Source organism: Klebsiella grimontii (assembly GCF_900200035.1).
GTDB lineage: Bacteria > Pseudomonadota > Gammaproteobacteria > Enterobacterales > Enterobacteriaceae > Klebsiella > Klebsiella grimontii.
In genome coordinates, this window is the sequence record NZ_FZTC01000015.1 from 98,842 (window position 1) to 120,786 (window position 21,945).

Genomic DNA, 21,945 nt, shown 5'->3' on the forward strand with positions numbered 1-21,945 from the left:
AGAAAAAGGGCTATGCCCGTTAAGACATAGCCCCTCTTTCATCAGCCGTTATCCTTACCCACGCCGATTAAACGCACCCTGCACTACATTGCCGCCTTTCTCAAGGCTTGCCATGTAGTCAGCATACCATTGCAGCATCTCACGTCTGCCATCGAGATATTGCGCATGGTTGTAGGTGCCACGGATAGCATTCTTATCAACATGGGCCAGTTGGGTTTCAATCCATGCGGTGTTGTAGCCCTGTTCATGAAGAACGGTGCTCATGGTATGACGGAAGCCGTGACCCGTAACCCGGCCTGTATAACCAATTCGCTTAAACACCTGATTGATGCTGGCTTCGCTCATGGTCTTACTTGGATCATTGCGCCCCGGAAACAGTAAAGGAAATTGCCCCGTCATTGCTCTGATCTGTTCGATAATGGCTAAGGCTTGGCTAGATAGCGGGATGATATGAGGACGGCGCATTTTCATGCGTTCAGCAGAAATTTCCCATAGCGCTTTCTTGGTATCGATTTCCGACCATAATGCACCGCGCAATTCACCTGTTCTCAGACCGGTAATGATCAGCAATCTCGCTGCCAGCACCATCAATTCACTGCCAGAGTAGCCAGCAAGGGCTTTAAAGAAAGCGGGAAGTTCTTCGGTGGTCAGGAATGGGTAATGTGTAGACTCATGCCCTTGCATGGCACTGGTGAGATCTGGCGCGGGATTATACTCGGCTCGGCCTGTCACGATGGCATAGCGAAACACTTCACCGCAGCGTTGACGCACTTTCTTGGCTTTTTCGGTCGCGCCTCGGTCTTCCATCTTTTTCAGCACGTTTAGCAGTTCCAACGGCTTAATGTCTGCAACAGGCCGTTGACCAATGAACGGGAAAACGTCTTTGTTGAACGCTTCAAGGATGTCAGAGGCATACCCCGCAGACCATTTCTTCACTTTCATGTTGTGCCATTCAAGCGCAATTTGCTGAAAGGTGTTTTTGACTTCTTCGATGTGGGCTTGTTTGCTTTCTTGCTTAAACGCACTCGGATCAACGCCATTAACCAGCAGCTTTTTAGCATCATCTCTTTTGCTTCTGGCATCGGCTAAGGTAATGGTCGGGTAGACGCCAAACACCACACGTTTTTCTTTACCTGCGATACGGTATTTCATGCGCCAGCTTTTGGTGCCGTTCGGGAACACCTCCAGATACATGCCCCCACCGTCCGCTAACTTGTAGGGTTTATCTTTGGGCTTGGCAGTCTCTACCTGTCTGGCATTGAGCTTCATTTGGGGGCATCTCCTCTAGACCGAACACGATATGCCCCCACCGATGCCCCCAACTCACCGTAGATTTCTGTGAACGTGAGTAGACGAGCAGAGACAATAAGGGCCTTGAAACCGCGTATTATAAGGGTTTAAAGGGTGTTTGAGTAGACTTGGGGAGACGTTAAAATAGGTAGGATGGTGCCGATAATAGGAGTCGAACCTACGACCTTCGCATTACGAATGCGCTGCTCTACCAACTGAGCTATATCGGCCCTGCAAGACGTGCTGACGAACGTAAGCACGGGATAGAAGGTTAAAACTAAGTGGGTGATGCGTCAATGCCCTTGCGAATCAAACGGCTACTTTTGCATCACCCAATTAGCATTAAGCACGAATGGTATCGTCGCCGAAACCAATCCACTTATAGGTCGTCAGGGCTTCCAGGCCCATCGGGCCGCGCGCGTGCAGCTTCTGGGTGCTGACCGCCACTTCCGCGCCGAGGCCGAACTGGCCGCCGTCGGTAAAGCGGGTAGAGGCGTTGACGTACACCGCCGAGGAGTCCACCTCGTTGATAAAGCGGTTCGCGTTGCCCAGGGTGCGCGTCAGGATGGCGTCGGAATGCTGGGTGCCGTGCTCGCGAATATGCGCTACCGCTTCATCCTGGTCGGCCACCACCTTCACGTTCAGATCCAGCGACAGATACTCATTGTCATACTGCTCCGCTTTCACCGGCTCTACGCTGGCCGGGCCGTTTTGCAGCGCGGGCAGGGAGGCCGCATCGGCGTGCAGGCTGACGCCGCTTTCCGCCATCTGCTTACTCAGCGCGGGCAGGAAGCGTTCGGCGATATCCTGATGCACCAGCAGCGTTTCGACCGAGTTACAGGCGCTCGGGCGCTGCACTTTGGCGTTAACGATAACCTTCAGCGCTTCGGCAACGTCGGCGGAGTGGTCAATATAGATATGGCAAACGCCGATACCGCCGGTGATCACCGGGATCGTCGACTGCTCGCGGCACAGCTTGTGCAAACCTGCGCCGCCCCGCGGGATCAGCATATCGATATACTTATCCATCTTCAGCATCTCGCCGACCAGCGCGCGATCCGGACTCTCAATCGCCTGCACGGTGGCCGCCGGTAAGCCGCACTCCTGCAGCGCCTGCTGAATCACTTTCACCGTGGCGGCGTTGGTGCGCCAGGTCTCTTTGCCGCCGCGCAGAATCGCCGCGTTGCCGGTTTTCAGGCACAAAGAGGCGACGTCGACGGTCACGTTCGGACGGGCTTCGTAAATCACGCCCACTACGCCCAGCGGCACGCGGCGTCGCTCAATGCGCAGGCCGCTGTCGAGCAGGCCGCCGTCGATCACCTGACCGACCGGGTCGGCCAGGCTGCAGACCTGACGAACATCGTTAGCAATCCCGCTCAGGCGCGCCGGGTTGAGCGCCAGGCGATCGAGCAGCGCCTCGCTTAAACCGTTGGCGCGCGCTTCCGCCAGATCTTCAGCGTTCGCGCGCAGGATCGCGTCGGTCTGCGCTTCAAGATAGTCGGCAATCTTTTCCAGCACCTGGTTCTTTTCGCGGCTGGAAAGCTGCGCGAGTTTATACGAGGCCGCTTTGGCAGCAATGCCCATTTGTTCCAGCATTTTCAGCTCCTTAACGGATAATCATGTCGTCACGGTGGACGGCGACCGGGCCGTATTCATAGCCCAGAATGGCATCGATCTGCTGCGAGTGCTGCCCGGCGATGCGGCGCAGCGCATCGCTGTTATAGCGGCTGACGCCGTGGGCGATATCGCGGCCTTCAAGGCTGCGAATGCGGATCACTTCGCCGCGCGAGAAGTTGCCGGTGATGGTTTTAATCCCTTTCGGCAGCAGGGAGCTGCCGCGTTCGAGAATCGCCTGGGTCGCGCCGGCGTCCACGGTAATTTCGCCCGCCGGCGGCGCGCCGAAAATCCAGCGCTTACGGTTTTCCAACGGCGACTCCTGGGCGTGGAAGCGGGTGCCAACGGAAACCCCTTCCATCACGTCGCCAATCACGCCCGGACGGCTACCGGCGGCGATGATCGTGTCGATGCCCGCGCGGCAGGCGACGTCGGCGGCCTGCAGCTTGGTACCCATACCGCCGGTACCTAAACCCGATACGCTGTCGCCCGCGATCGCGCGCAGGGCGTCATCGATACCGTACACGTCTTTAATCAGCTCGGCCTGCGGGTTGTTGCGCGGGTCGGCGGTAAATAGGCCCTGCTGATCGGTCAGCAGCAGCAGTTTATCTGCGCCCGCGAGAATCGCCGCCAGTGCCGAAAGATTATCGTTATCACCGACTTTAATCTCGGCAGTCGCCACGGCGTCATTTTCATTAATCACCGGCACGATGTTGTTATCCAGCAGCGCGCGCAGGGTATCGCGGGCGTTAAGGAAACGCTCGCGGTCTTCCATATCGGCGCGGGTCAGCAGCATCTGGCCGACGTGAATGCCATAAATAGAAAACAGCTGTTCCCACAGCTGGATAAGACGGCTCTGACCAACCGCTGCCAGCAGCTGTTTGGACGCGATGGTCGCGGGCAGTTCCGGGTAGCCGAGGTGCTCACGTCCGGCGGCTATCGCCCCGGAAGTCACTATCACAATTCGGTGGCCCATCGCGTGCAGCTGTGCGCACTGGCGCACTAATTCAACGATATGGGCGCGGTTCAGGCGGCGGGATCCGCCCGTTAAAACACTGGTGCCCAGTTTTACCACCAGCGTCTGGCTATCACTCATGATTCTCTGCCGTTCAAAAAGGAGTTTCGATATCGAGTTGATGTTGTAACAGGAGTCAGCCCGCTTGCCAACACCTGGCGTGGTGGACGAACCACTTCCTTGCGCGGATCGGGCATTCTGGCGGGGAAACGTGACACATTCATGACGGAAATAATTAAATTCCCTTTTTTATAAAAAGTTCCATGTTGTCATAAATTTTTAATATTAGAGCGTTAAAAAACCTGCAGTTTTTGACAGGGCTTCCGCCCGGAATTGATTAGCGCGTATAAATAAATCACCAGGACTAGATAATGAAAAAGAGCTCACTGGCATTAATGATGATGGGTCTTATTGCTTCTTCGGCTACCCAGGCGGCAGAAGTTTATAATAAAAACGGCAATAAACTGGACGTCTACGGCAAAGTCAAAGCGATGCACTATATGAGCGACTATGACAGCAAAGATGGCGACCAGACCTACGTTCGTTTCGGCATCAAAGGCGAAACGCAGATTAACGACGATCTGACCGGCTACGGCCGCTGGGAATCGGAGTTCTCCGGCAACAAAACCGAAAGCGACTCTTCGCAGAAAACGCGCCTGGCGTTCGCCGGGGTGAAAGTCAAAAACTACGGTTCATTTGACTACGGTCGTAACCTCGGCGCGCTGTACGACGTCGAAGCCTGGACCGATATGTTCCCGGAATTCGGCGGCGACTCTTCCGCGCAGACCGATAACTTTATGACCAAACGCGCCAGCGGCCTGGCAACCTACCGCAATACCGACTTCTTCGGCGTGGTGGATGGCCTGGATCTGACTCTGCAGTACCAGGGCAAAAACGAAGGCCGTGAAGCTAAAAAACAGAACGGCGACGGCTTTGGCACCGCGTTAAGCTATGACTTCGGCGGCAGCGATTTCGCCGTCAGCGCGGCCTACACCAGCTCCGACCGTACGAACGATCAGAACCTGCTGGCCCGCGGTACGGGTAAAAAAGCGGAAGCCTGGGCGACCGGCCTGAAATATGACGCCAACAATATCTACCTGGCGACCATGTACTCCGAAACCCGCAAAATGACGCCAATCAGCGGCGGTTTTGCCAATAAAGCGCAGAACTTTGAAGCCGTGGCGCAGTACCAGTTCGACTTCGGCCTGCGTCCGTCCCTGGGCTACGTGCTGTCAAAAGGCAAGGATATCGAGGGCGTGGGAAGCGAAGACCTGGTCAACTACATTGATGTTGGCGTGACCTATTACTTCAACAAAAACATGAACGCCTTTGTTGATTATAAAATCAACCAGCTGAAGAGCGATAATAAGCTCGGGATCAACGATGACGATATCGTCGCTGTCGGTATGACCTACCAGTTCTAAGTCTTCTCGACAATAAAGCCGCCGTGGTAACAGGGCGGCTTTATTATTTGTGATTAACGGTTTTTCGCCAGATGCAGATTATCGTTATTCATCGTTATCTGGGCGTTATATTCCTTCGGCAGACGGCGCGCCTGGTAGAATACCGATTGCCAGTACGGATTATCCAGCGAAGAGCGCATCACGCCCTGGCTGGTGGAGGCGTGAAGGAAATTACGGTCGGTATCATAGAAGCCGACGTGCATGCCGCCTTTAATACGGAAGAAAACTAAATCCCCCGGCCGCAGCTGGCGCGGGCTTACGCGCTCGCCCATGTGCAGCAGTTCGCGAGTGGTGATGCGCTCCATCGGCAAGTTGAAGCGATCTTTGAGCGTACGCCAGACAAACCCGGAGCAGTCGACGCCGCTTTGCTCCGTCCCGCCCCATTCGTAGGGCGTTCCCTCCCAGGTATGCATCTGATCGTGCAGCGCGGCGATCACCGGGATCAGATCGTCAGAACCTCCGTCAATGGTCGAGTGGCTACTCTGGGCGGCGGTTTTATGCGGTTTTGATGAGGATGAACATCCTGCCAAAAGCAAAAAAGGAACAAATAGTAGCGCGTGAGAGAGTCTGGGCTTCATATCATTGTTTTTCGTCACTGAAAACGGGCCGTGATATTTTATAGCCGATTCGCTACGGCCTCAGAATGACCAAACGCAAAATTTACGAAACCTTACGTAAATAATATAGGCCGGTTCGCGCAGTGATAATTAACGCTGATTATTTATGGCAAAAAACGAACCTGTCATGTTAATAATTTTTTTCTTCGTGAAACAATATTTCACAAATATCCGAATGCTGGACGCCTACTCGGCTTCCGTACTGGGTGAAAAATCCTCATCATCCCGGCATTGCGCCGCCTGGCTGCGCTCCAGTACTTTTGTAGCCTAAAAGAGAGAGTGGGGCGGCCAATGCATCTGGATTTTCGCCAACTGCGCAACTTTGTGGCGCTAGTTGAATACGGCAGTTTTAATCGCGCGGCGGAGGCGGTGTGCCTGTCGCAGTCGGCCTTCAGCCGCAGCATTCAGGCGCTGGAGCAGAGCGTCGGCCATCCTTTATTCGACCGCCAGAGTAAGCTACCGACGCTCACCCTGCACGGGCAAAAGCTGCTGCCCTACGCCCGCCGCTTTCAGGAGCTGAACGTGGAGCTCAGCAGCCAGCTGCGCGAAGCGGACGATGCGCAAAACGGCGAGGTCGCCTTTGGCTGCGGCCCGGCCCCTGCCGCGAGGCTGATTCCGGCCGCCGTCGGCGGGTTTCATCGCCTTTTACCGCAGGCGAGGGTGCGCTTTCAGATTGATAACTGGCTGGCGCTGCATCAGGCGCTGAACTCCCAGCTTTACCCTTTTGTGGTCGCCGACAGCTGGCAGGCCGAGCTCGACCCGCAGTTGCGCGTTCAGCCGCTCAGCCCGCAGCGCTGCTTTTTCGTCTGCCATGCCGACCATCCGCTGGCCAAACAGGGGCCGGTCTCTATCCAGGCGATGCTGCGCTACCCCTTTGCGGCACCTTATTTGCCGCCGGGCGTGCGCAAGGTGCTGGCGACACTCAGCCAGCAGCAGGACTTTACCCCGGCGATTCAGTGCGACCATATCTACGCGCTGCTTGCCACCCTCGCGCAGACCAACGCGATTAGCTTTGCCAGCGAGGACGGCTTCGCGCTGTGCCAGCACAGCCATCGGCTGGTTAAGCTGGAGCTCAGCGATCTGCCTGAGGAGTGGCGGCTGATGCAGACCCGGTTTGCCATTATCTCTCCGGTTCACGCGGCGCAGCCGCCGCTGGTGGAGAAGCTGATTGAGATTATCCTTCATACCGATCGTCAGCATCAGCTGCAGCTGCTGGCGCAGGAGGAGGGAGGTTAACTGGCGTCTTTCGCCAGGCCTTTGGCGTCGTACTGTGGCCAGCGGTTTTCCAGGCGCAGGGATTTCAGCGCCTGCTCGACAAACTGGCCGTCCACCCACTGGCTGACGTCAAAAGCGCTGCGGATCAGGCGTCCTGATTTCGCCTGATCGACGCTGCTGCTAAAGCTGTCGGTCAGGAACGGGTCGATACGCGGCGAGGTGGTAAAGTTCAGATCCTGCGGCTGCAGCTCTTCGAGAAACAGCGCCTGCGGGATCTGGCTCTGCTGCGCCATCTCGGCGGACCAGGCGTCGCGATTAGCCGGGTCGTTGATTTCCGCGGCGTTCTTCACCAGCACGTTAATAATCTGCTGGGTCGCCTGCGGCCAGGCGTCAATAAACGTCTGCGTGCCGAGGAATCCCGCCTGAGTCGTGTTCTGACGGCCGGAATCGCCGCTTTTGACGACCACATCAATCTTATCGCCGCGCAGCGCCAGCAGCGAAACGCCGCCCCACACCGCATCGACGCGACCGGCCGCCAGCGCCGCTTTGCCGGCATTCCAGTCAAGATTGATCACCTGCAGGCTGCGCTCATTGAGGCCAGCGCTTTGCAGCGCACGGTCAAAGGCCAGCTGGTCCGCCGTACCGCGATAAACCGCCACTCGTTTACCTTGCAGATCGGTCAGGGTTTTAATCCCCGAGGCTTTGGTCACCGCCAGATAAGATTCCGAACCGCGGCTGCCCAGCAGCAGGCGCGTCGGCAGGCCATTGGCCTTACCGATAATCGCCGCCAGATCGCCGAGATAGACAAAATCCAGCTGGCGGTTGGCTAACGCTTCATTGACCGCCGGACCGGCACCTTTGAAAAACTGCCACTGTACTTCCACGCCCTGCGGTTTAAACACCTCTTCCAGCTGATGGCGGATAAACGCCATGCCGACCGGCCCCTCAATAAAGGGTTTACTGCCCGCGCTCTGGTCCGGCACGCCGATGCGGATAGTGCGCAGCGCTTCGGCCTGGGCGCTTGCCGCCAGGCCAATGACCGCCACCAGCGCCAGCAAGGTGCGGCTAAAAAATGCTTTCATCATAACGTGTTGCTCCCTTGAGTTTTTTCTCACCCTAAAGAGCCCACGGGCCGCGTGTTAAATGCTTTTATTCGCCAAGCTTGGGTGAAAAAAAGCTAAATCAGACGCCGCGCGCCCGGCAGGCTGAAATGCATTCGATGCATCGGGATTATTCGCCTTACGCAATGGCGGCGAAGGGGAAGTCACGTTTTGATAGCGACATAACTTGCCGAAAAGTGGACCGATATGTCGCAGATGATCTTAAGAACCGATGCCCCAGCCAGGCCGGGCTTCAGGCTTAACGGCTGGCCGTGGCTGCTGCCGGCGTTACTGCTGCTGCTGTGGTACGTCGCCGCTCGCGAAGGATGGATGCCGGAGCAAATTTTGCCCGCGCCGTCGGTGGTTGCCGATACCGCGCTATCGCTGCTGAGCGGCGACCTGCTGGCGCAGTGGGGATTCAGCCTTCAGCATCTGGCGCTTGGCCTGCTGCTGGGGGCCACTGCCGGCACGCTGCTCGGCGCGCTGTTCGGCCTGGTCCCGGCCGCCGCGCAGCGCGTGGAGCCGCTGTTCTACGCCCTGGCGCAAATCCCGACGCTCGGCTGGATCCCGCTGTTTATGGTGCTGTTCGGCATTGATAACGGCCTCAAGCTGGCGGTTATCGTCAAAACCACCGTGGTGCCGATGACCATTAATACGCAGCAGGCGGTGGCCGGCGTGCCGCTGACCCTGAGCGAAGCCGCAAGGGTGATGAACTTTTCCCGCTGGCAGCGGCTGCGCTGGCTGGTGATCCCGGCCAGCCTGCCGGGCTGGTTTACCGGCCTGCGTCTGGCGCTGTCCCAGGCCTGGGTATCGCTTATCGTTGTCGAACTGCTGGCTTCTTCGGAAGGCATTGGCTACCTGATGGTCTGGGGCCGTCAGCTGTTTCAGTTGGATATCGTCTTCGTCACCATTGCGGTGGTTGGCCTGAGCGGCATGCTGATGGAGTGGGCGGCGAACCGCGCCTGTGCCCGTCTGGTGTTCTGGCCGCAGCCAGCCGCCGGACGCCTGGCGTGGAAACCGCAGGCCAGCTGGCGGGCGCTGCAGCTGCCGCTGGTGCTGCTGGCGCTGTGGCAGTTGGCAAGCCAGTGGGGCTGGATCGATGGCGCGTTGTTCTCTTCGCCGCTGGCGGTGGCGACGCGCTTTATGCAGGGCGCCCTGAGCGGAGAGCTGACCGCGGCGATGCTGGCAAGCCTCGGGCGGGCCTTTGTCGGCGGCGTGCTGGGGATTGCGGGGGGCCTGCTCTGCGGACTGCTGCTGGCGCTGCGCCCGCGCGCCGGGCAAATCTTCACCCCTACGCTCAACGTGCTGCGCCATATCGCCCTGTTTGCCTGGCTGCCGCTGCTGACCGCATGGGTGGGCAACGATAACGGCGGCAAAATCGTTTTTATCGCGCTGGCGTCGTTCTTTCCGATGTTTTTTAGCACCCGGCAGGCCGTGCTCCAGCGCAACCCGCAGCTCGATGAGGTCGCCAGAGTGCTGCGGTTAGGTGAAGTAGCGCGCCTGCGCAGAGTCATTCTTCCCGGCGCGGCGCCGGGGATCTTCGCCGGTCTGCGGCTGGCGCTGATTTACGCCTGGCTTGGCAATATCGGCGCGGAATATTTCATGTCCTCCGGCGTTGGCATCGGCAGCCTGATGATCAATGCCCAGCAGCTGCTGGATATGCCCACCATTCTTTGCGGCATGGTGCTGGTCGGTATCACCGGCGCGGCGCTGGATAAAGCCGGACGTTTACTGGAAATGCGCGTCACCCGCTGGCGCCAACAGGAGCAGCTATGACCTCTTCGACTCTGGTCTCTTTTCGCCACGTGCGTAAATCCTGGCAACAGGTAACGGCGCTACAGAATTTCAGCCTGGATATCGCCGCCGGTGAACTGGTGGCGCTGGTGGGCAGCAGCGGCTGCGGTAAATCGACGCTGCTGCGGATGCTGGTGGGCCTGGAGTCAGCGACCCAGGGGGAGATTCGCATCAACGGCGAGCCGGTCACCGGCGTGGGCAAAGAGCGCGGCATTGTGTTTCAGGAGCCGCGGCTGTTTCCGTGGCTTAACGTGCTCGACAACGTGATGCTCGGTCTGGCGGATGAAAAGCTCAGCCGGGCGGCGAAGCGCCAGCGGGCGCTGGAAATGCTGGAACGCGTGCAGCTCAGCGAATTCGCCAACGCGCTACCCGCGCAGCTCTCCGGCGGGATGGCCCAGCGGGTGGCCATTGCCCGCGGCCTGGTGGCCCGTCCGCAGATCCTGATGCTCGATGAGCCTTTCGGCGCGCTGGATGCCCTGACGCGTCACACCCTGCAGCAGGAACTTTTACAGATCCACCAGCGCGCGGGAACCACCACGCTGCTGGTGACGCACGATGTGGAAGAGGCCGTCGCTCTGGCCGACCGGGTCGTTGTGCTCTCGCCGCGTCCGGGGCGGATACGGGAAGTGGTGAGCCTGGCGCTGCCCCATCCGCGCCAGCGCGATGATGCTTCGTTTAGCGCCGCCTGCCGCCAGATTCGTAACCTGATTACCACTGCCTGATTCTTTTATTTAAGGAGCAATATATGGGACATCCTTCCGTCTATCCGACCGGCGCCACCCTCTACGATCCGCCGCGCGCCTGGAGCGGCTACACCCTTTTCCAGGCCACCGAACACGGCGCGGTGCTGGTGGATATGAACGGCCGCGTGGTGCGCGAATGGCCTGAACTGCACGGCTTTCCCAATAAAATCCTGCCCGGCGGCGCAATCCTTGGCCATAGCGGCGAGCGCGACCCGCGCTACGGCATGCAGGATATGCTCGATCTGATCCAGGTGGACTGGGAAGGCAACGTCACCTGGAAATTCGATCGCTATGAGCAGGTGAGCGATCCGGGCAATGAAACGCGCTGGATGGCGCGCGCGCATCATGACTATCAGCGTGCGGGCAACCCGGTGGGCTACTACGCGCCGGGGCTAGAGCCGCAGGTGGATGGCGGCAATACCCTGATCCTCGCCCACACCAATCTGGTCAATGAAGCGATCTCCGACAAGCTGCTGCTGGATGACACCATTATTGAAGTTGACTGGCAGGGCAACGTGGTGTGGGAGTGGCGCTGCAGCGACCATTTTCACGAACTAGGCTTTGACGATGCGGCGCGCACCGCGCTGTACAACAACCCGAACATGCGCGCCAGCGGCGGCGGAATGGGCGACTGGATGCATATCAACTCGATGTCGGCGCTGGGGCCGAATAAGTGGTATGACGCCGGCGATGAACGTTTTCATCCCGACAATATTATCTGGGACGCCCGTGAATCCAACGTTATCGCCATTATCGACAAACAGAGCGGCAAGATCGTCTGGCAACTGGGCCCGGACTACAGCAAGCCGGAGCTGAAGCACATCGGCTGGATCATCGGCCAGCACCATGCGCATATGATCCCGCAGGGGCTGCCGGGCGCGGGCAATATCCTGATTTTCGATAACGGCGGCTGGGCGGGATACGGCGCGCCGAATCCGGCGTCGACGGACGGGGTGAAAAACGCCTGGCGCGATTACTCCCGGATCCTGGAGATCAACCCGCTGACCCTCGATATCGAATGGCGCTACTCGCCCTATGAAGCGGATCTACCGCAGCCGACCGATTCGTACCGCTTTTACAGTCCGTACATCAGCAACATGCAGCGCCTGGAAAACGGCAATACCCTGATTAACGAAGGATCGAACGGGCGCATTTTTGAAGTGACCCGCGACCACGAAATTGTCTGGGAATATATTTCGCCGTTCTGGGGTAAGACGCTGAACAACAATATGGTCTATCGCGCCTACCGCATTCCCTACGGCTGGATCCCGCAGCTGGCGCAGCCGCAGGAGACGCCGATTGCGGCGGTCGATGTACGAACCCTGCGCCAGCCCGGCGCGGCGGCAGCGGGACCGGCGCAAAGCGTGGTCCGGGTGGCGGGCGTGCAGCCGTACAGTAAAAGCGCCGATGCGCTGTGCGTGGCAACCGATAACGATACCCTGCGCCGCAGTCCGAAGCTGTTCCGCGTCGCGGAAAGCGCGTTCACGCCGATCGGCGCGGCGAGCGAACTGGAGAGCGAACGGCCGGTGCTGCTGTTCGTTGGCGCTGAACGCTGCGTGCACTGCCGCAAGCTCTGGCAGCTGCTGGCGCAGGGAAAACTCAGCTCGCGAATTGCTCAACTGGATACGCGCTATCTGGATGCCGACCGGCATCAGGCGCTGGCGAGCGACCTCGGCGTGCGCGGCCTGCCGACGCTGCTGCTGATTAAACCGGGGCAGCTAGCATTGCGCGCGCCTGCGCAGCTCTCGGTGGACACGCTGTTTGACTGGCTGAATCGCGCAGCCGGATAATCCGCGACTACGGCGGACTGGCGTGTGCCGGTCCGCCGTTGATCTGACGGATAAACGCCATCGGCGAATAGCCCATCGCTTTGCGGAACATCGCGGTAAAGGCGGCCGGATACTCATAGCCCAGACTTAGCGCGACTTCGGTAACCGAACTCCCTTCACGTAGCGCCGTCATGGCGTACATCAGGCATGCCTGCTGGCGCCAGTCGCAAAACGCCATCCCGGTCTCGCGGCGAAATAGCCGATTAAACGTGCGTACGCTTTTACTCAGCTTTTGCGCCCACTGCTGCGGCGTACTGCGGATGCTCGGCTGGCGCTGAAAATCGGCGCATAGCGCGGCGAGGCGGCTATTCTGCGGAAGCGGCGTAAACATCGGCAGCGGCGCGGCGGCGCGCAGTTCATGGAGCAGCAGCGTAATCAGGGCGGCATCGCGCCCGCTCTCTTCATACAGCAGCGGTAGCCGACAGGCGGCCAGCAGCAGTTGATGGATCAGCGGGGAGACCTGTAAGACCTCGCAGCGCTCGCTTTCCCGCGGGGCGTCCCGCGCGTCAATATACAGACTGTGGGTGCTGACGCCGGGCATCCAGACGCGATGCGGTTTCGTCGCCGGGATCCAGACTCCGCTGAACGGCGGCACCAGCCACTGGCCGTCATCGGTTTCGACCTTCATTAATCCGTGCATGGCGTACAGAAACTGCGCCCGGCGGTGGCTGTGGCGCTCCAGTAGCGTATTGGGCGGATAGTCGCTGCCCAGCGCCAGTACCGGGCGAGGAAGATGGTCGACGTCATCAATCGCAACGTTGCGCATAAGTGTAGCCCTGGCTGAAATTCGTAATAGATTGGCTTTAAAGCGTAAGCCGGCCATCGGCTTATTCTATATCGTTACCTCCTTTTGTGGAGGCGTTCCAATGAGCGACTGGCTTTTTCTGTGCGGCATACTTTCCGGCATCACGACCTGGCTCTTTGGCTTCGGCGGCGGTTTCGTTACCGTCCCGCTGCTCTATTTACTGGCAACCAGCGGGTGGGGAGCGCAAAGCGCCGTCGGGCAACAGGCGATGCAGATTGCCGTCGCCACCTCGGCGCTGGTAATGCTCTGTTCCGCGCTGCTGGCGACCTGGAGGCACGTGCGTACCGGCACCCTGAGCTGGCGTCGTCTGTGGGCTATGCTCACCGGTATTGCCGTTGGCGGTATCGCCGGCGCGCTGCTGGCGCTTCAGGTGAACGGCGAGTGGATCCGCTGGCTGTTCGTTATCTACCTGCTGGCGACCATTATCGATTGCTACCTTCGCGCCGGATTTATGACGCCGCCGTCCAGCCGGGTGGTGCCGACGGCGCCCCATGAGCTGACGGTAGGGGGCGTCATTGGCCTGATCGCCTCTTTTCTCGGCGTCGGAGGAAGCGTGATGACGGTTCCTCTGATGCGCCGTCGCGGCGTGCTGATGTCTGAAGCCGCGGCGATGGCCAACCTCCTGACGCTGCCGCTGGCGGCAACGGCGACGCTCACCTGGCTGGTGATGGCGTGGCTGTCGCCGGTGGCGCTGCCGGCTGGGTTTGTCGGCAATATCTGGCTGTCGGCGGCGGCGCAGCTGGTGGCGGGAAGCTGGCTGGGATTAAAAATCGCCTCCCGCTGGCTGGCGCGTTTACCGGATCGCTGGCATGTGCGAATTTATCCGCTATTGCTGATTGCCGTGCTGCTGGTGATGAGCGTGTGGGGGTGAAAAGGGAAGCTGCTTCCCGGAGGCGGTGCTGCGCACCTGTCCGGGCTACCGTTCGGCAAATGGCGGTAGAGCTGTAGCCCGGATAAGCGCAGCGCGACCCGGGAAAAAGCCTTACTGATGCGTGAATCTCGGGCGTTTTGTCCGGGTCATTCTGCTGTCATTTTTCTTGCGCATGCTCTCGCGAGGCGCCGTGGCCGATAAGGGAAAATAAACGATGGGTAAAACGCTGACCATTTTCGATCTGGATAATACGTTAATTAAGGGAGACAGCAGTACGCTGTGGAGCCGCTTTATGGTGCGTGAGGGCTGGGTAAACGATCCCGATTACCTGGCGCGGGAAGCGCGGCTGATGGAGGACTACGACCGCGGCGAAATGAATATCGCCGATTACGTGGCCCTGATCCAGGCGCCGCTGATTGGCGTGGCAAAGCGGGATGTGGACGCGCTGCTGGCGCGCTGCGTACGCGAAGAGGTTATGCCGCGCGTGTATCCGCAGGCGTGGGATTTGATTCGGACTTTACAGGCGAAAGGCGAGCAGATGCTGGTGATCTCGGCGTCGGTCAGCCTGCTGGTACAGGCGGTTGCGGCGGAGCTGGGCATCGAGCAGGCGCTGGGCATTGACGTCGTGATGGCCGACGGCGGCTATAGCGGCGTGATTGCCGGTACGCCGAGCTATCAGCAGGGGAAAGTCGTGCGCCTTGAGCTGTGGCTGGCGGCCCATCCCGACTATTCGGGTGAGATAACCTTCTACACCGATTAGATTAACGATCTGCCGCTGTGCCTGCGCGCCGATCGCGTACGGCTGGTTAATCCCTGCCCGCAGCTGGCGGCGGCGAACGCGCAGCACCGGTGGCCGGTGCTGGCGTGGCGGCTGTGATTTTCCCCCGGGTGGCGGCGTAAACGCCTTACCCGGGCTACTTTTTCGTGCAGTTTGGGTAGCCCGGACAGGCGCATTGCGCCGCCTCCGGGAATGTCGCGATATCAGGCCCCCCGGGGAAGCGCAGCGCGACCCGGGAAAAAACTAACCAGCTTTAAACAGCGGCACCGCGCTGCCGCCGATATAGCGGCGGCGCAGCCAGGCGGACAGCGTATCCATCGCCATCACCACCGCCACCAGCAGCAGGGTAATAAACATCACCACGTCCCAGTTCCACAGGCGCATATTTTCCGCATAAATCAGGCCGATACCCCCCGCGCCGACAAAACCGAGTACCGCAGCGGAACGGGTATTCGATTCAATCTGATACAGGCTGAGCGCCAGAAACGTCGGAAAGGACTGGGTAAAAATGCTGAAGCGATGTTTCTGCAAACCGTTCGCCCCCACCGCCGTCAGGCCGCGTCCCGGCGAACGGTCAACCGCCTCATGCCCCTCGGCATACAGACGGCCCAGCAGCCCGGTATCCTGCATGATAATCGCCAGCACCCCGGCCAGCGGCCCGAGCCCAACGGCGCGGACAAAAATCAGCCCCCAGATAGCCATATCGATGCCGCGCAGCACGTCGAACAGGCGGCGCATCAGCAGGGCGATGAGCCCCGGAACAACGCCGCGCATAATGTTGCGCGCCGCGAGAAACGAGAGCAGCAGGGCGATGACCGTCGCGGTAAGCGTCCCGGCGAAAACAATCGCCAGGGTAATGGCGATTTGCGTGAAGTAATAGCGAAACGGCCAGTTGAAAAAGTCGTGCCAGACGAACATCCGCAGTAGATAGCGGCTGATTTGCTGCAGCCCGGCGGCGAGCTGCCCGCCGCTGATGCCGAACTGCATAAAGAACCAGACATAATAGAGCACGCTGGCCAGCGCCAGCAGGCCGACATAGCGCAGATAGCGCCCCTGGGCCTGATATAAATGCCGATGCTGGCGGCGGCTGGCGGCGATATCCGGTTGTTTTTGCCACTGATTCATTTTTTTCCCTCCAGAACCCACTGCCGCAGGCGGCCGGACAGCATATCCAGCAGCGATACCACGATAATAATCAGCAGCAGCGTGATGCTGACCTGATCGTAACGATCCAGTTTGATGTTGGTCATCAGCTCCTGGCCGATGCCGCCCGCGCCCACCAGCCCGAGGATCGTTGAGGAGCGGAAGTTAATTTCGAGCCGCATAAAGCCGTAGGAGAGAAAAATAGGTTTCACCTGCGGCCACAGGGCAAAGCGAATACGCTGCAGATGCGACGCGCCGCAGGCGGCCAGGCCGCGCACCGGTTTATCCTGGGCGCTCTCCACCGCTTCATAGAACAGCTTGGTCAGGCTGCCGATGGTGTGCAGCATCAATGCCAGAAAGCCCGGTATCGCCCCGATACCAAAAGCCATCACGAAAATGACCGCCCACGCCAGCTCCGGCATGGTGCGCAGAAAAGCCACCAGCACGCGGACGGCAACCCGCAGCGGGGCAGGGGACCAGGCGTTGCTGGCGGCAACGAACCCCAGCAGGGTGGCTATCGCCACCGCCACCAGCGTGGACGCCAGCGCCAGCTGCAGCGTCTCCCAGATCAGCGGCAGCTGTATCGGCAGACGATAGCCCCAGTAAGCCAGCGAACCTTTGGTATGCGAATCGGCAAACAGGTCGGCGACGCGCAGCGTCGGCAGCGTCTCAAACATGTAGTCGAAAAAGTTGGGCAGCGAGTGCCAGATAGTAAAGAGATTAAACTCGGCCATGCTGCCGGCGGCAAAATAGAGCGCCAGCAGCAGCAGGGATCCGCTCAAGGTATCGCGCTTTTGTCGCGAGCGGACCTGCTGGTAATAGCGTTCGAATTCGGTATGGGTGTTATTCATGCGTCGCGGTGTCTTCAACGAGTCGCCGCTGCCCGCGATAGCCCGCGGGCGGCGGCGTCAGGGGCGGGATTAACGCGCGCTAACCAGCTCGCGTTTCATATCGATGATCTGCTGAAAATCAGCCACGCTGCCCGGGCCGATATGCTGAGTACCGCCCATCGCCTTGATAAAGCAGGCGTGATCGTCAGTATCGAGCTTTTTAATCGCGGTAACGACTTTGGCCTTAAAGTCCGCCGGCAGGGCATTGCTGACGAGGATCGGACCGTTCGGGATCAGCGGCGATTGCCAGATAATGCGAATTTGCTTCATCAAATCCGGGTGATCCATGCGAATCAGGCGGTTAAAGGCGCCGACGCTGTAGCCGCTGTTATAGTCGCCGACCATGGAGGTCCAGGTCACCGCGCCGGCAAACTGGCCGTTCAGCACCCCCAGAATGTCCTGCTCGTGGCCGCCGGAGAAGGTCACGCTGGAGAAGAAGTTATTATATTTGTTATCCGAGGTGCCGCCGAACTGCTGTTTAAAGGCGTGGTTCGGAATTAAAAAGCCGGAAGTGGAGTCCGGGTCGGCGAAGCCAAAGGCTTTGCCCTTCAGATCTTCTAACTTTTTATACGGACTATCGGCTTTGACAATCACCACCGAGTGGTAGCCGCGGGACTGGTCTTTATCATCTACGGCAATCCCGACAATATCGACGGCCTTAGGATTGTTAATATAAACCGAAGCGTACGACGACGGCGACATGCTTAATACGACGTCAACTTTTCCGCCCAGCAATCCCTGAATCACGCCGGAGTAGTCGGACGAGTTACGCAACTTCGTATCGACGTTGAGTTCTTTATCGAGAAACTGTTTAACGCACTGGTTATCACCAATTTGCTGCGTTGCGTTCTGACCGCCAAGGATGCCCAGATTTAATTCCTTCGGTTGTTCAGCAGCGCCTGCCTGCCACGCCATCATAATGCCTGCAACCGCTGCGGATAAACGAACTGCGCCAGTGATGTACTTTTTCATTATTTTGCCCGTGTGAGTGAAATTTAATGCAATTGGCTAATTTCATCGCCGTACAGCCGGTGCAGAATTTCCTGATTCAGCTGCGTGGGATGGTCGTCAAAAATAATCTGGCCTTTGGCCACGCCGATAACCCGCGTGCAATATTCACGCACCAGCTCCACCGAATGCAGGTTTACCATTACGCTGATGCCCTGTTCGCTAATTTCGCGCAGGACATTCATAATTCGCTGCGTATTTTTCGGGTCAAGAGACGCGACCGGTTCATCGGCCAGCAAAATACCGGGGTTTTGCATTAATGCCCGGCAAATGGCCACGCGCTGCATCTGGCCGCCGGAGAGGTTTTCCGCCCGCTGTAGCGCCTGCGGCAGCATATTCATCCACTCCAGCAGGGAGATCGCGCGGGCGCGGTCGGCGTCGGGGAAGACTTTGAATAAGGATTTCAGGGTGGAAGTCTGGCTCAGGCGCCCCAGCAGCACGTTGGTCAAAACGTCGAGGCGCGGGACCAGACAGAAATCCTGAAAGATCATGCCGCACCGGCTGCGCCAGGCGTTTAACGCGCGGCCTGACAGCTTTGATACGTCCTGCGGCGTCCCCACTTCCGGGAAGCTCAGGATCTCGCCGCCGCTGGCGCTATGGGTGCCGTTCAGAAGGTGCAGAAGCGTCGATTTACCGGCGCCGGAACGGCCAATCACGCCAACCAGTTCGCCCGCATGAAGATCGAAACTGATGCTATCCAGGACGGTTTGCTGCGCGTTCCAGGATTTGCTCAGGTTACGTACGCTCAGGACCTTGCGTTGCCGGTCGGTATAGGGGGGCGTAAACGGTTGAAACTCGGTTTCTGCAACCGCAGCCAGAGAACTGTTCATAAATGCGTCCAGGTTCGTCAGTCAACTGGGCACTATTAATGGTGTTTTATATGACTGCCGGATGACAGTAAGACGAACAAATAGTGAACGGACGCAAGAGTTGGGGTAGTGGGTGGCGAAAAAGCCCGACAGGGCTCACACTTTTGTATCCACAAGCGGGAATTCGCGCAGGGTCTGCTACCTTTAATACGCTTTGGCAATGAGATTAATAATGATACGTATTTCCTCTGATAAAGATAAGGCGTTGTATGCGACATTAGCGGGGGAAATTTACCGCCTTGGGCGCAGAGGCATCATTCAGGATGTTCGTGCCAGGCTTCATGCTGAGTCGGTTTAACCGAATAGTTAATCTTTTCGTGCTTGATTACGATTGACCTCGATAAATTTTTAGTCGGCGACCAGGCCTTTTGTGCGGCGTGTAATTTCATTATTTACGCCAGTTAATGGAATTAACCACTGACTTTGTGTTGATTATTGGCATTATATTCTTATTTTTTGACTTTGTTTGACTTTTTTGCATTTTCGAATGAAACCCTCGTTAAGAATAGTCTTAACTGATAATGGCTAAGATCCTGGAACATATAATATTCACTTAAGAATCCCCGTACGCAGTCACAATAACCCTATGAAAATAAATGCTTTTTGTTTTTAACTCAATATTCTTATTTTTATTGTTTTGGCTTAAATTGACCTGTTCGGTAATTAGCCCTCAGAGCACTTATTGACACACATAGCGAAAAATCCTAAATTTGATAACACAAGAAACAAGCAAGTCATTTAGCGTTCTTTGTCTCAAGCAATACTATTTTGAGTTTTGGGTTGAATATATTAAAGAGGGAATTTGCTGACTTAGACTTTGCAGGCCTGGGCTATCAGCAGTGTTGTGATACGTTCAAGATTTCCAGGACTATGGGGTTTAACTTTATATGGATTATAAATATTCTTTGGATCAGTGCATCTGGCCAGCGCATGACAGTTATTTTCTTAAAGGACTCGCTGAGCTAATTATTGATATCGATAACTTAATTTACCTGTCACTTGAAAAGGTACGCCGGGAATTTGTATTTATTAATCTTAGCGCCAGTTCGCTGAACTATTTTATCCGCCGCGATAATGAGTGGCTAGCTGAAATGAAAGGCAAACAAATTGTATTAATTGCCGCAAGGCGCTCGGAAGCGCTGGCCAATTACTGGTATTACAATGGCTCTATTCGTGGCGTGGTTTATGTCGACTTAACGAAAGATATTCGTCAGGAGCTGGCATACGTTATTAATGGTCGTTTTCTACGCAAAGATATAAAGAAAGACAAAATTACCAACAGGGAAATGAAGATAATTCGTATGACGGCGCAGGGAATGCATCCAAAATCTATCGCCAAAATTGAAAATTGTAGTGTGAAAACGGTTTATACCCATCGGCGAAATGCCGAGGCGAAACTGTATTCAAAGATATATAAGCTCGCGCTGTAATTAGTAATAGATGTTAATTTTAAAATTGTGCACCAGGTCGTAACCCCAAAATAATTTTCGCCGCAATAAACATTATGCGGCCTGAACTATGGCGGGAAATGCACACAGACGTGGGACATCAGGTCCCTTAATAAACTCAGGATGAAAAAGCTATGAAAAAAAAGGTTCTTGCAATTGCTCTGGTAACCGCGTTTGCCGGTATGGGTGTCGCTCAGGCAGCTGACGTTACTGCTCAGGCAGTCGCTACCTGGTCCGCAACCGCCAAAAAAGACACTACCAGCAAGCTGGTGGTGACTCCGCTGGGCAGCCTGGCTTTCCAGTATGCCGAAGGGATTAAAGGCTTTAACTCACAGAAAGGCCTGTTTGATGTGGCTATCGAAGGTGACGCCACCGCGACCGCATTCAAACTGACCTCTCGTCTGATCACCAACACCCTGACTCAGCTGGATACCTCTGGTTCCACCCTGAGCGTGGGCGTTGACTACAACGGCGCTGCGGTCGAAAAAACGGCTGACACCACCATGATCGACACCGCGGCGGGCATCCTGGGCGGCAACCTCAGCGCGCTGTCTAACGGCTATAACGTTGCGGGTCGTACTACCGCTCAGGACGGCTTCACGTTCTCCATCATCAGCGGCACGACCAATGGCTCTACGGCTGTCACTGACTACAGCGCCCTGCCGGAAGGTATCTGGAGCGGTGACGTCAGCGTACAGTTCGACGCGACCTGGACCAGCTGATCCTCTCGTAGCACCAGGCAGGGGGTATTCCCCCTGCCTTATTTCACGGACTGAATTCATATGAAAAAACACATTCTGGCCATCAGCCTGTTGCTCAGCACAATGACGCCAGCCCTGGCGCTGGATGTGGGCGATATCTCTTCATTTATGAACAGCGAAAGCAGCACGCTGAGTAAAGAGATCAAGAACACGACCGACAGCGGTCGCTTAATTAACATCCATATGGAACGCCTCTCTTCGCCGCTGGATGGCGGCAAGGTCATCCCGATGGATAAGCAGGACGAGATTTTACTGACCCCGGCCAGTCTGCTGCTGCCCGCGAAAGCCAGCGACGTGATCCGCTTTTTCTACAAAGGCCCGGCGGACGATAAAGAGCGCTATTACCGTATCGTCTGGTTCGATCAGGCGCTCAGCGATGCCCAGCGCAATGGCTCGACCCGCAGCGCGGTCGCCACGGCCTCGGCACGCATCGGCACTATCCTGGTGGTGGCGCCAAGAAAAGCAAACTTCCGCTATCAGTACGCCAACGGCACGCTGGTCAATACCGGTAACGCGACGTTGCGCATTCTTGCCTACGGCCCGTGTCTGAAGCCGGCTGACGGTAAAGAGTGCAAGGAAAATTACTTCCTGATGCCGGGTAAAGAGCGTCGCTTCACGCGCGTGAACGTTGCGGACAAAAAAGGACGGGTCGCGCTCTGGCAGGGCGAGCAGTTTGTTCCCGTGAAATAGAC

The 21,945-nt window shown here is 57.5% G+C and carries 19 protein-coding genes, 1 tRNA gene and 1 pseudogene; 10 read left to right on the plus strand and 11 right to left on the minus strand.

Annotated elements, in window-relative coordinates:
- Nucleotides 1-54: 54 nt before the first annotated feature.
- From KOSB73_RS08090 to proB, 4 genes are all read right to left on the minus strand, one after another.
- On the minus strand, nt 55-1,269 hold the full coding sequence (locus KOSB73_RS08090; RefSeq protein ID WP_098140376.1) for a tyrosine-type recombinase/integrase: 1,215 nt from the start codon (nt 1,267-1,269) through the stop codon (nt 55-57).
- Between the two features lie 175 nt (nt 1,270-1,444).
- Nucleotides 1,445-1,520 (minus strand) — tRNA-Thr (locus KOSB73_RS08095).
- 112 nt (nt 1,521-1,632) lie between these two features.
- Nucleotides 1,633-2,886 (minus strand): glutamate-5-semialdehyde dehydrogenase, encoded by a 1,254-nt coding sequence (gene proA / locus KOSB73_RS08100; RefSeq protein WP_004132541.1) that lies wholly within the window; start codon nt 2,884-2,886, stop codon nt 1,633-1,635.
- Nucleotides 2,887-2,896: 10 nt separating this feature from the next.
- Complete coding sequence (gene proB, locus KOSB73_RS08105; protein ID WP_004099297.1) at nt 2,897-4,000, minus strand: glutamate 5-kinase; 1,104 nt, start codon at nt 3,998-4,000, stop codon at nt 2,897-2,899.
- A 290-nt stretch (nt 4,001-4,290) separates the two neighbouring features.
- Between proB and phoE the strand changes: the two genes are divergently transcribed.
- The gene (phoE, locus tag KOSB73_RS08110) at nt 4,291-5,343 is read left to right on the plus strand and encodes a phosphoporin PhoE (protein ID WP_004129421.1); all 1,053 of its coding nucleotides are present in this window, start codon (nt 4,291-4,293) and stop codon (nt 5,341-5,343) included.
- A gap of 53 nt (nt 5,344-5,396) precedes the next feature.
- Here the strand turns inward: phoE and KOSB73_RS08115 are convergent, their stop codons facing one another.
- Nucleotides 5,397-5,960 (minus strand): C40 family peptidase, encoded by a 564-nt coding sequence (locus KOSB73_RS08115; protein ID WP_004099299.1) that lies wholly within the window; start codon nt 5,958-5,960, stop codon nt 5,397-5,399.
- Between the two features lie 330 nt (nt 5,961-6,290).
- Between KOSB73_RS08115 and KOSB73_RS08120 the strand changes: the two genes are divergently transcribed.
- The gene (locus KOSB73_RS08120) at nt 6,291-7,235 is read left to right on the plus strand and encodes a LysR family transcriptional regulator (RefSeq protein ID WP_004132534.1); all 945 of its coding nucleotides are present in this window, start codon (nt 6,291-6,293) and stop codon (nt 7,233-7,235) included.
- Here the strand turns inward: KOSB73_RS08120 and KOSB73_RS08125 are convergent.
- A complete protein-coding gene (locus KOSB73_RS08125) occupies nt 7,232-8,299 on the minus strand; it encodes an ABC transporter substrate-binding protein (RefSeq protein ID WP_098140377.1) in 1,068 nt (355 codons plus the stop codon). The genes KOSB73_RS08120 and KOSB73_RS08125 overlap by 4 nt on opposite strands.
- Before the next feature lie 222 nt (nt 8,300-8,521).
- On the opposite strand from KOSB73_RS08125, the gene KOSB73_RS08130 reads away from it, so the two are divergent.
- The 3 genes from KOSB73_RS08130 to KOSB73_RS08140 are packed head-to-tail and all read left to right on the plus strand — an operon-like array spanning nt 8,522 to nt 12,641.
- The gene (locus KOSB73_RS08130) at nt 8,522-10,090 is read left to right on the plus strand and encodes an ABC transporter permease (RefSeq protein ID WP_024359104.1); all 1,569 of its coding nucleotides are present in this window, start codon (nt 8,522-8,524) and stop codon (nt 10,088-10,090) included.
- Nucleotides 10,087-10,830 (plus strand): ABC transporter ATP-binding protein, encoded by a 744-nt coding sequence (locus KOSB73_RS08135; protein WP_004132530.1) that lies wholly within the window; start codon nt 10,087-10,089, stop codon nt 10,828-10,830. The genes KOSB73_RS08130 and KOSB73_RS08135 overlap by 4 nt, the downstream gene beginning before the upstream one ends.
- Before the next feature lie 23 nt (nt 10,831-10,853).
- A complete protein-coding gene (locus KOSB73_RS08140; RefSeq protein ID WP_004132528.1) occupies nt 10,854-12,641 on the plus strand; it encodes an aryl-sulfate sulfotransferase in 1,788 nt (595 codons plus the stop codon).
- Nucleotides 12,642-12,648: 7 nt separating this feature from the next.
- Here KOSB73_RS08140 and KOSB73_RS08145 read toward each other — a convergent pair whose 3' ends face one another.
- Nucleotides 12,649-13,446: an AraC family transcriptional regulator gene (locus KOSB73_RS08145; protein ID WP_098140378.1), complete on the minus strand. Its 798-nt coding sequence runs from the start codon at nt 13,444-13,446 to the stop codon at nt 12,649-12,651.
- A 100-nt stretch (nt 13,447-13,546) separates the two neighbouring features.
- Here KOSB73_RS08145 and KOSB73_RS08150 point away from each other — a divergent pair, with 100 nt between their 5' ends.
- Nucleotides 13,547-14,356 carry a sulfite exporter TauE/SafE family protein gene (locus tag KOSB73_RS08150; RefSeq protein WP_098140379.1) on the plus strand — a complete coding sequence of 270 codons (810 nt, stop codon included), beginning with the start codon at nt 13,547-13,549 and terminating at the stop codon, nt 14,354-14,356.
- A 214-nt stretch (nt 14,357-14,570) separates the two neighbouring features.
- Nucleotides 14,571-15,233: pseudogene (locus KOSB73_RS08155) on the plus strand (HAD family hydrolase).
- A 144-nt stretch (nt 15,234-15,377) separates the two neighbouring features.
- Here the strand turns inward: KOSB73_RS08155 and phnE (KOSB73_RS08160) are convergent.
- From phnE (KOSB73_RS08160) to phnC, 4 genes are all read right to left on the minus strand, one after another.
- Nucleotides 15,378-16,259 (minus strand): phosphonate ABC transporter, permease protein PhnE, encoded by an 882-nt coding sequence (gene phnE / locus KOSB73_RS08160; protein WP_004132520.1) that lies wholly within the window; start codon nt 16,257-16,259, stop codon nt 15,378-15,380.
- On the minus strand, nt 16,256-17,128 hold the full coding sequence (gene phnE / locus KOSB73_RS08165) for a phosphonate ABC transporter, permease protein PhnE (RefSeq protein WP_004132516.1): 873 nt from the start codon (nt 17,126-17,128) through the stop codon (nt 16,256-16,258). Before phnE (KOSB73_RS08165) ends, phnE (KOSB73_RS08160) begins: the two co-directional genes overlap by 4 nt.
- Before the next feature lie 69 nt (nt 17,129-17,197).
- Entirely contained in the window at nt 17,198-18,139 is a 942-nt protein-coding gene (gene phnD, locus KOSB73_RS08170; RefSeq protein WP_029669800.1) for a phosphonate ABC transporter substrate-binding protein, read from the minus strand.
- A gap of 23 nt (nt 18,140-18,162) precedes the next feature.
- Nucleotides 18,163-19,005 carry a phosphonate ABC transporter ATP-binding protein gene (gene phnC, locus KOSB73_RS08175; RefSeq protein WP_024359099.1) on the minus strand — a complete coding sequence of 281 codons (843 nt, stop codon included), beginning with the start codon at nt 19,003-19,005 and terminating at the stop codon, nt 18,163-18,165.
- A gap of 926 nt (nt 19,006-19,931) precedes the next feature.
- Here phnC and ecpR point away from each other — a divergent pair.
- From ecpR to KOSB73_RS08190, 3 genes are all read left to right on the plus strand, one after another.
- A complete protein-coding gene (ecpR, locus tag KOSB73_RS08180) occupies nt 19,932-20,474 on the plus strand; it encodes an ECP biosynthesis operon DNA-binding transcriptional regulator EcpR (RefSeq protein WP_004133765.1) in 543 nt (180 codons plus the stop codon).
- 152 nt (nt 20,475-20,626) lie between these two features.
- Nucleotides 20,627-21,214, plus strand: coding sequence for a common pilus major fimbrillin subunit EcpA (gene ecpA, locus KOSB73_RS08185; RefSeq protein WP_004133763.1), 588 nt, complete (start codon nt 20,627-20,629; stop codon nt 21,212-21,214).
- A 60-nt stretch (nt 21,215-21,274) separates the two neighbouring features.
- Entirely contained in the window at nt 21,275-21,943 is a 669-nt protein-coding gene (locus KOSB73_RS08190) for an EcpB family pilus assembly chaperone (RefSeq protein ID WP_004133761.1), read from the plus strand.
- The last annotated feature ends 2 nt before the right edge of the window (nt 21,944-21,945 follow it).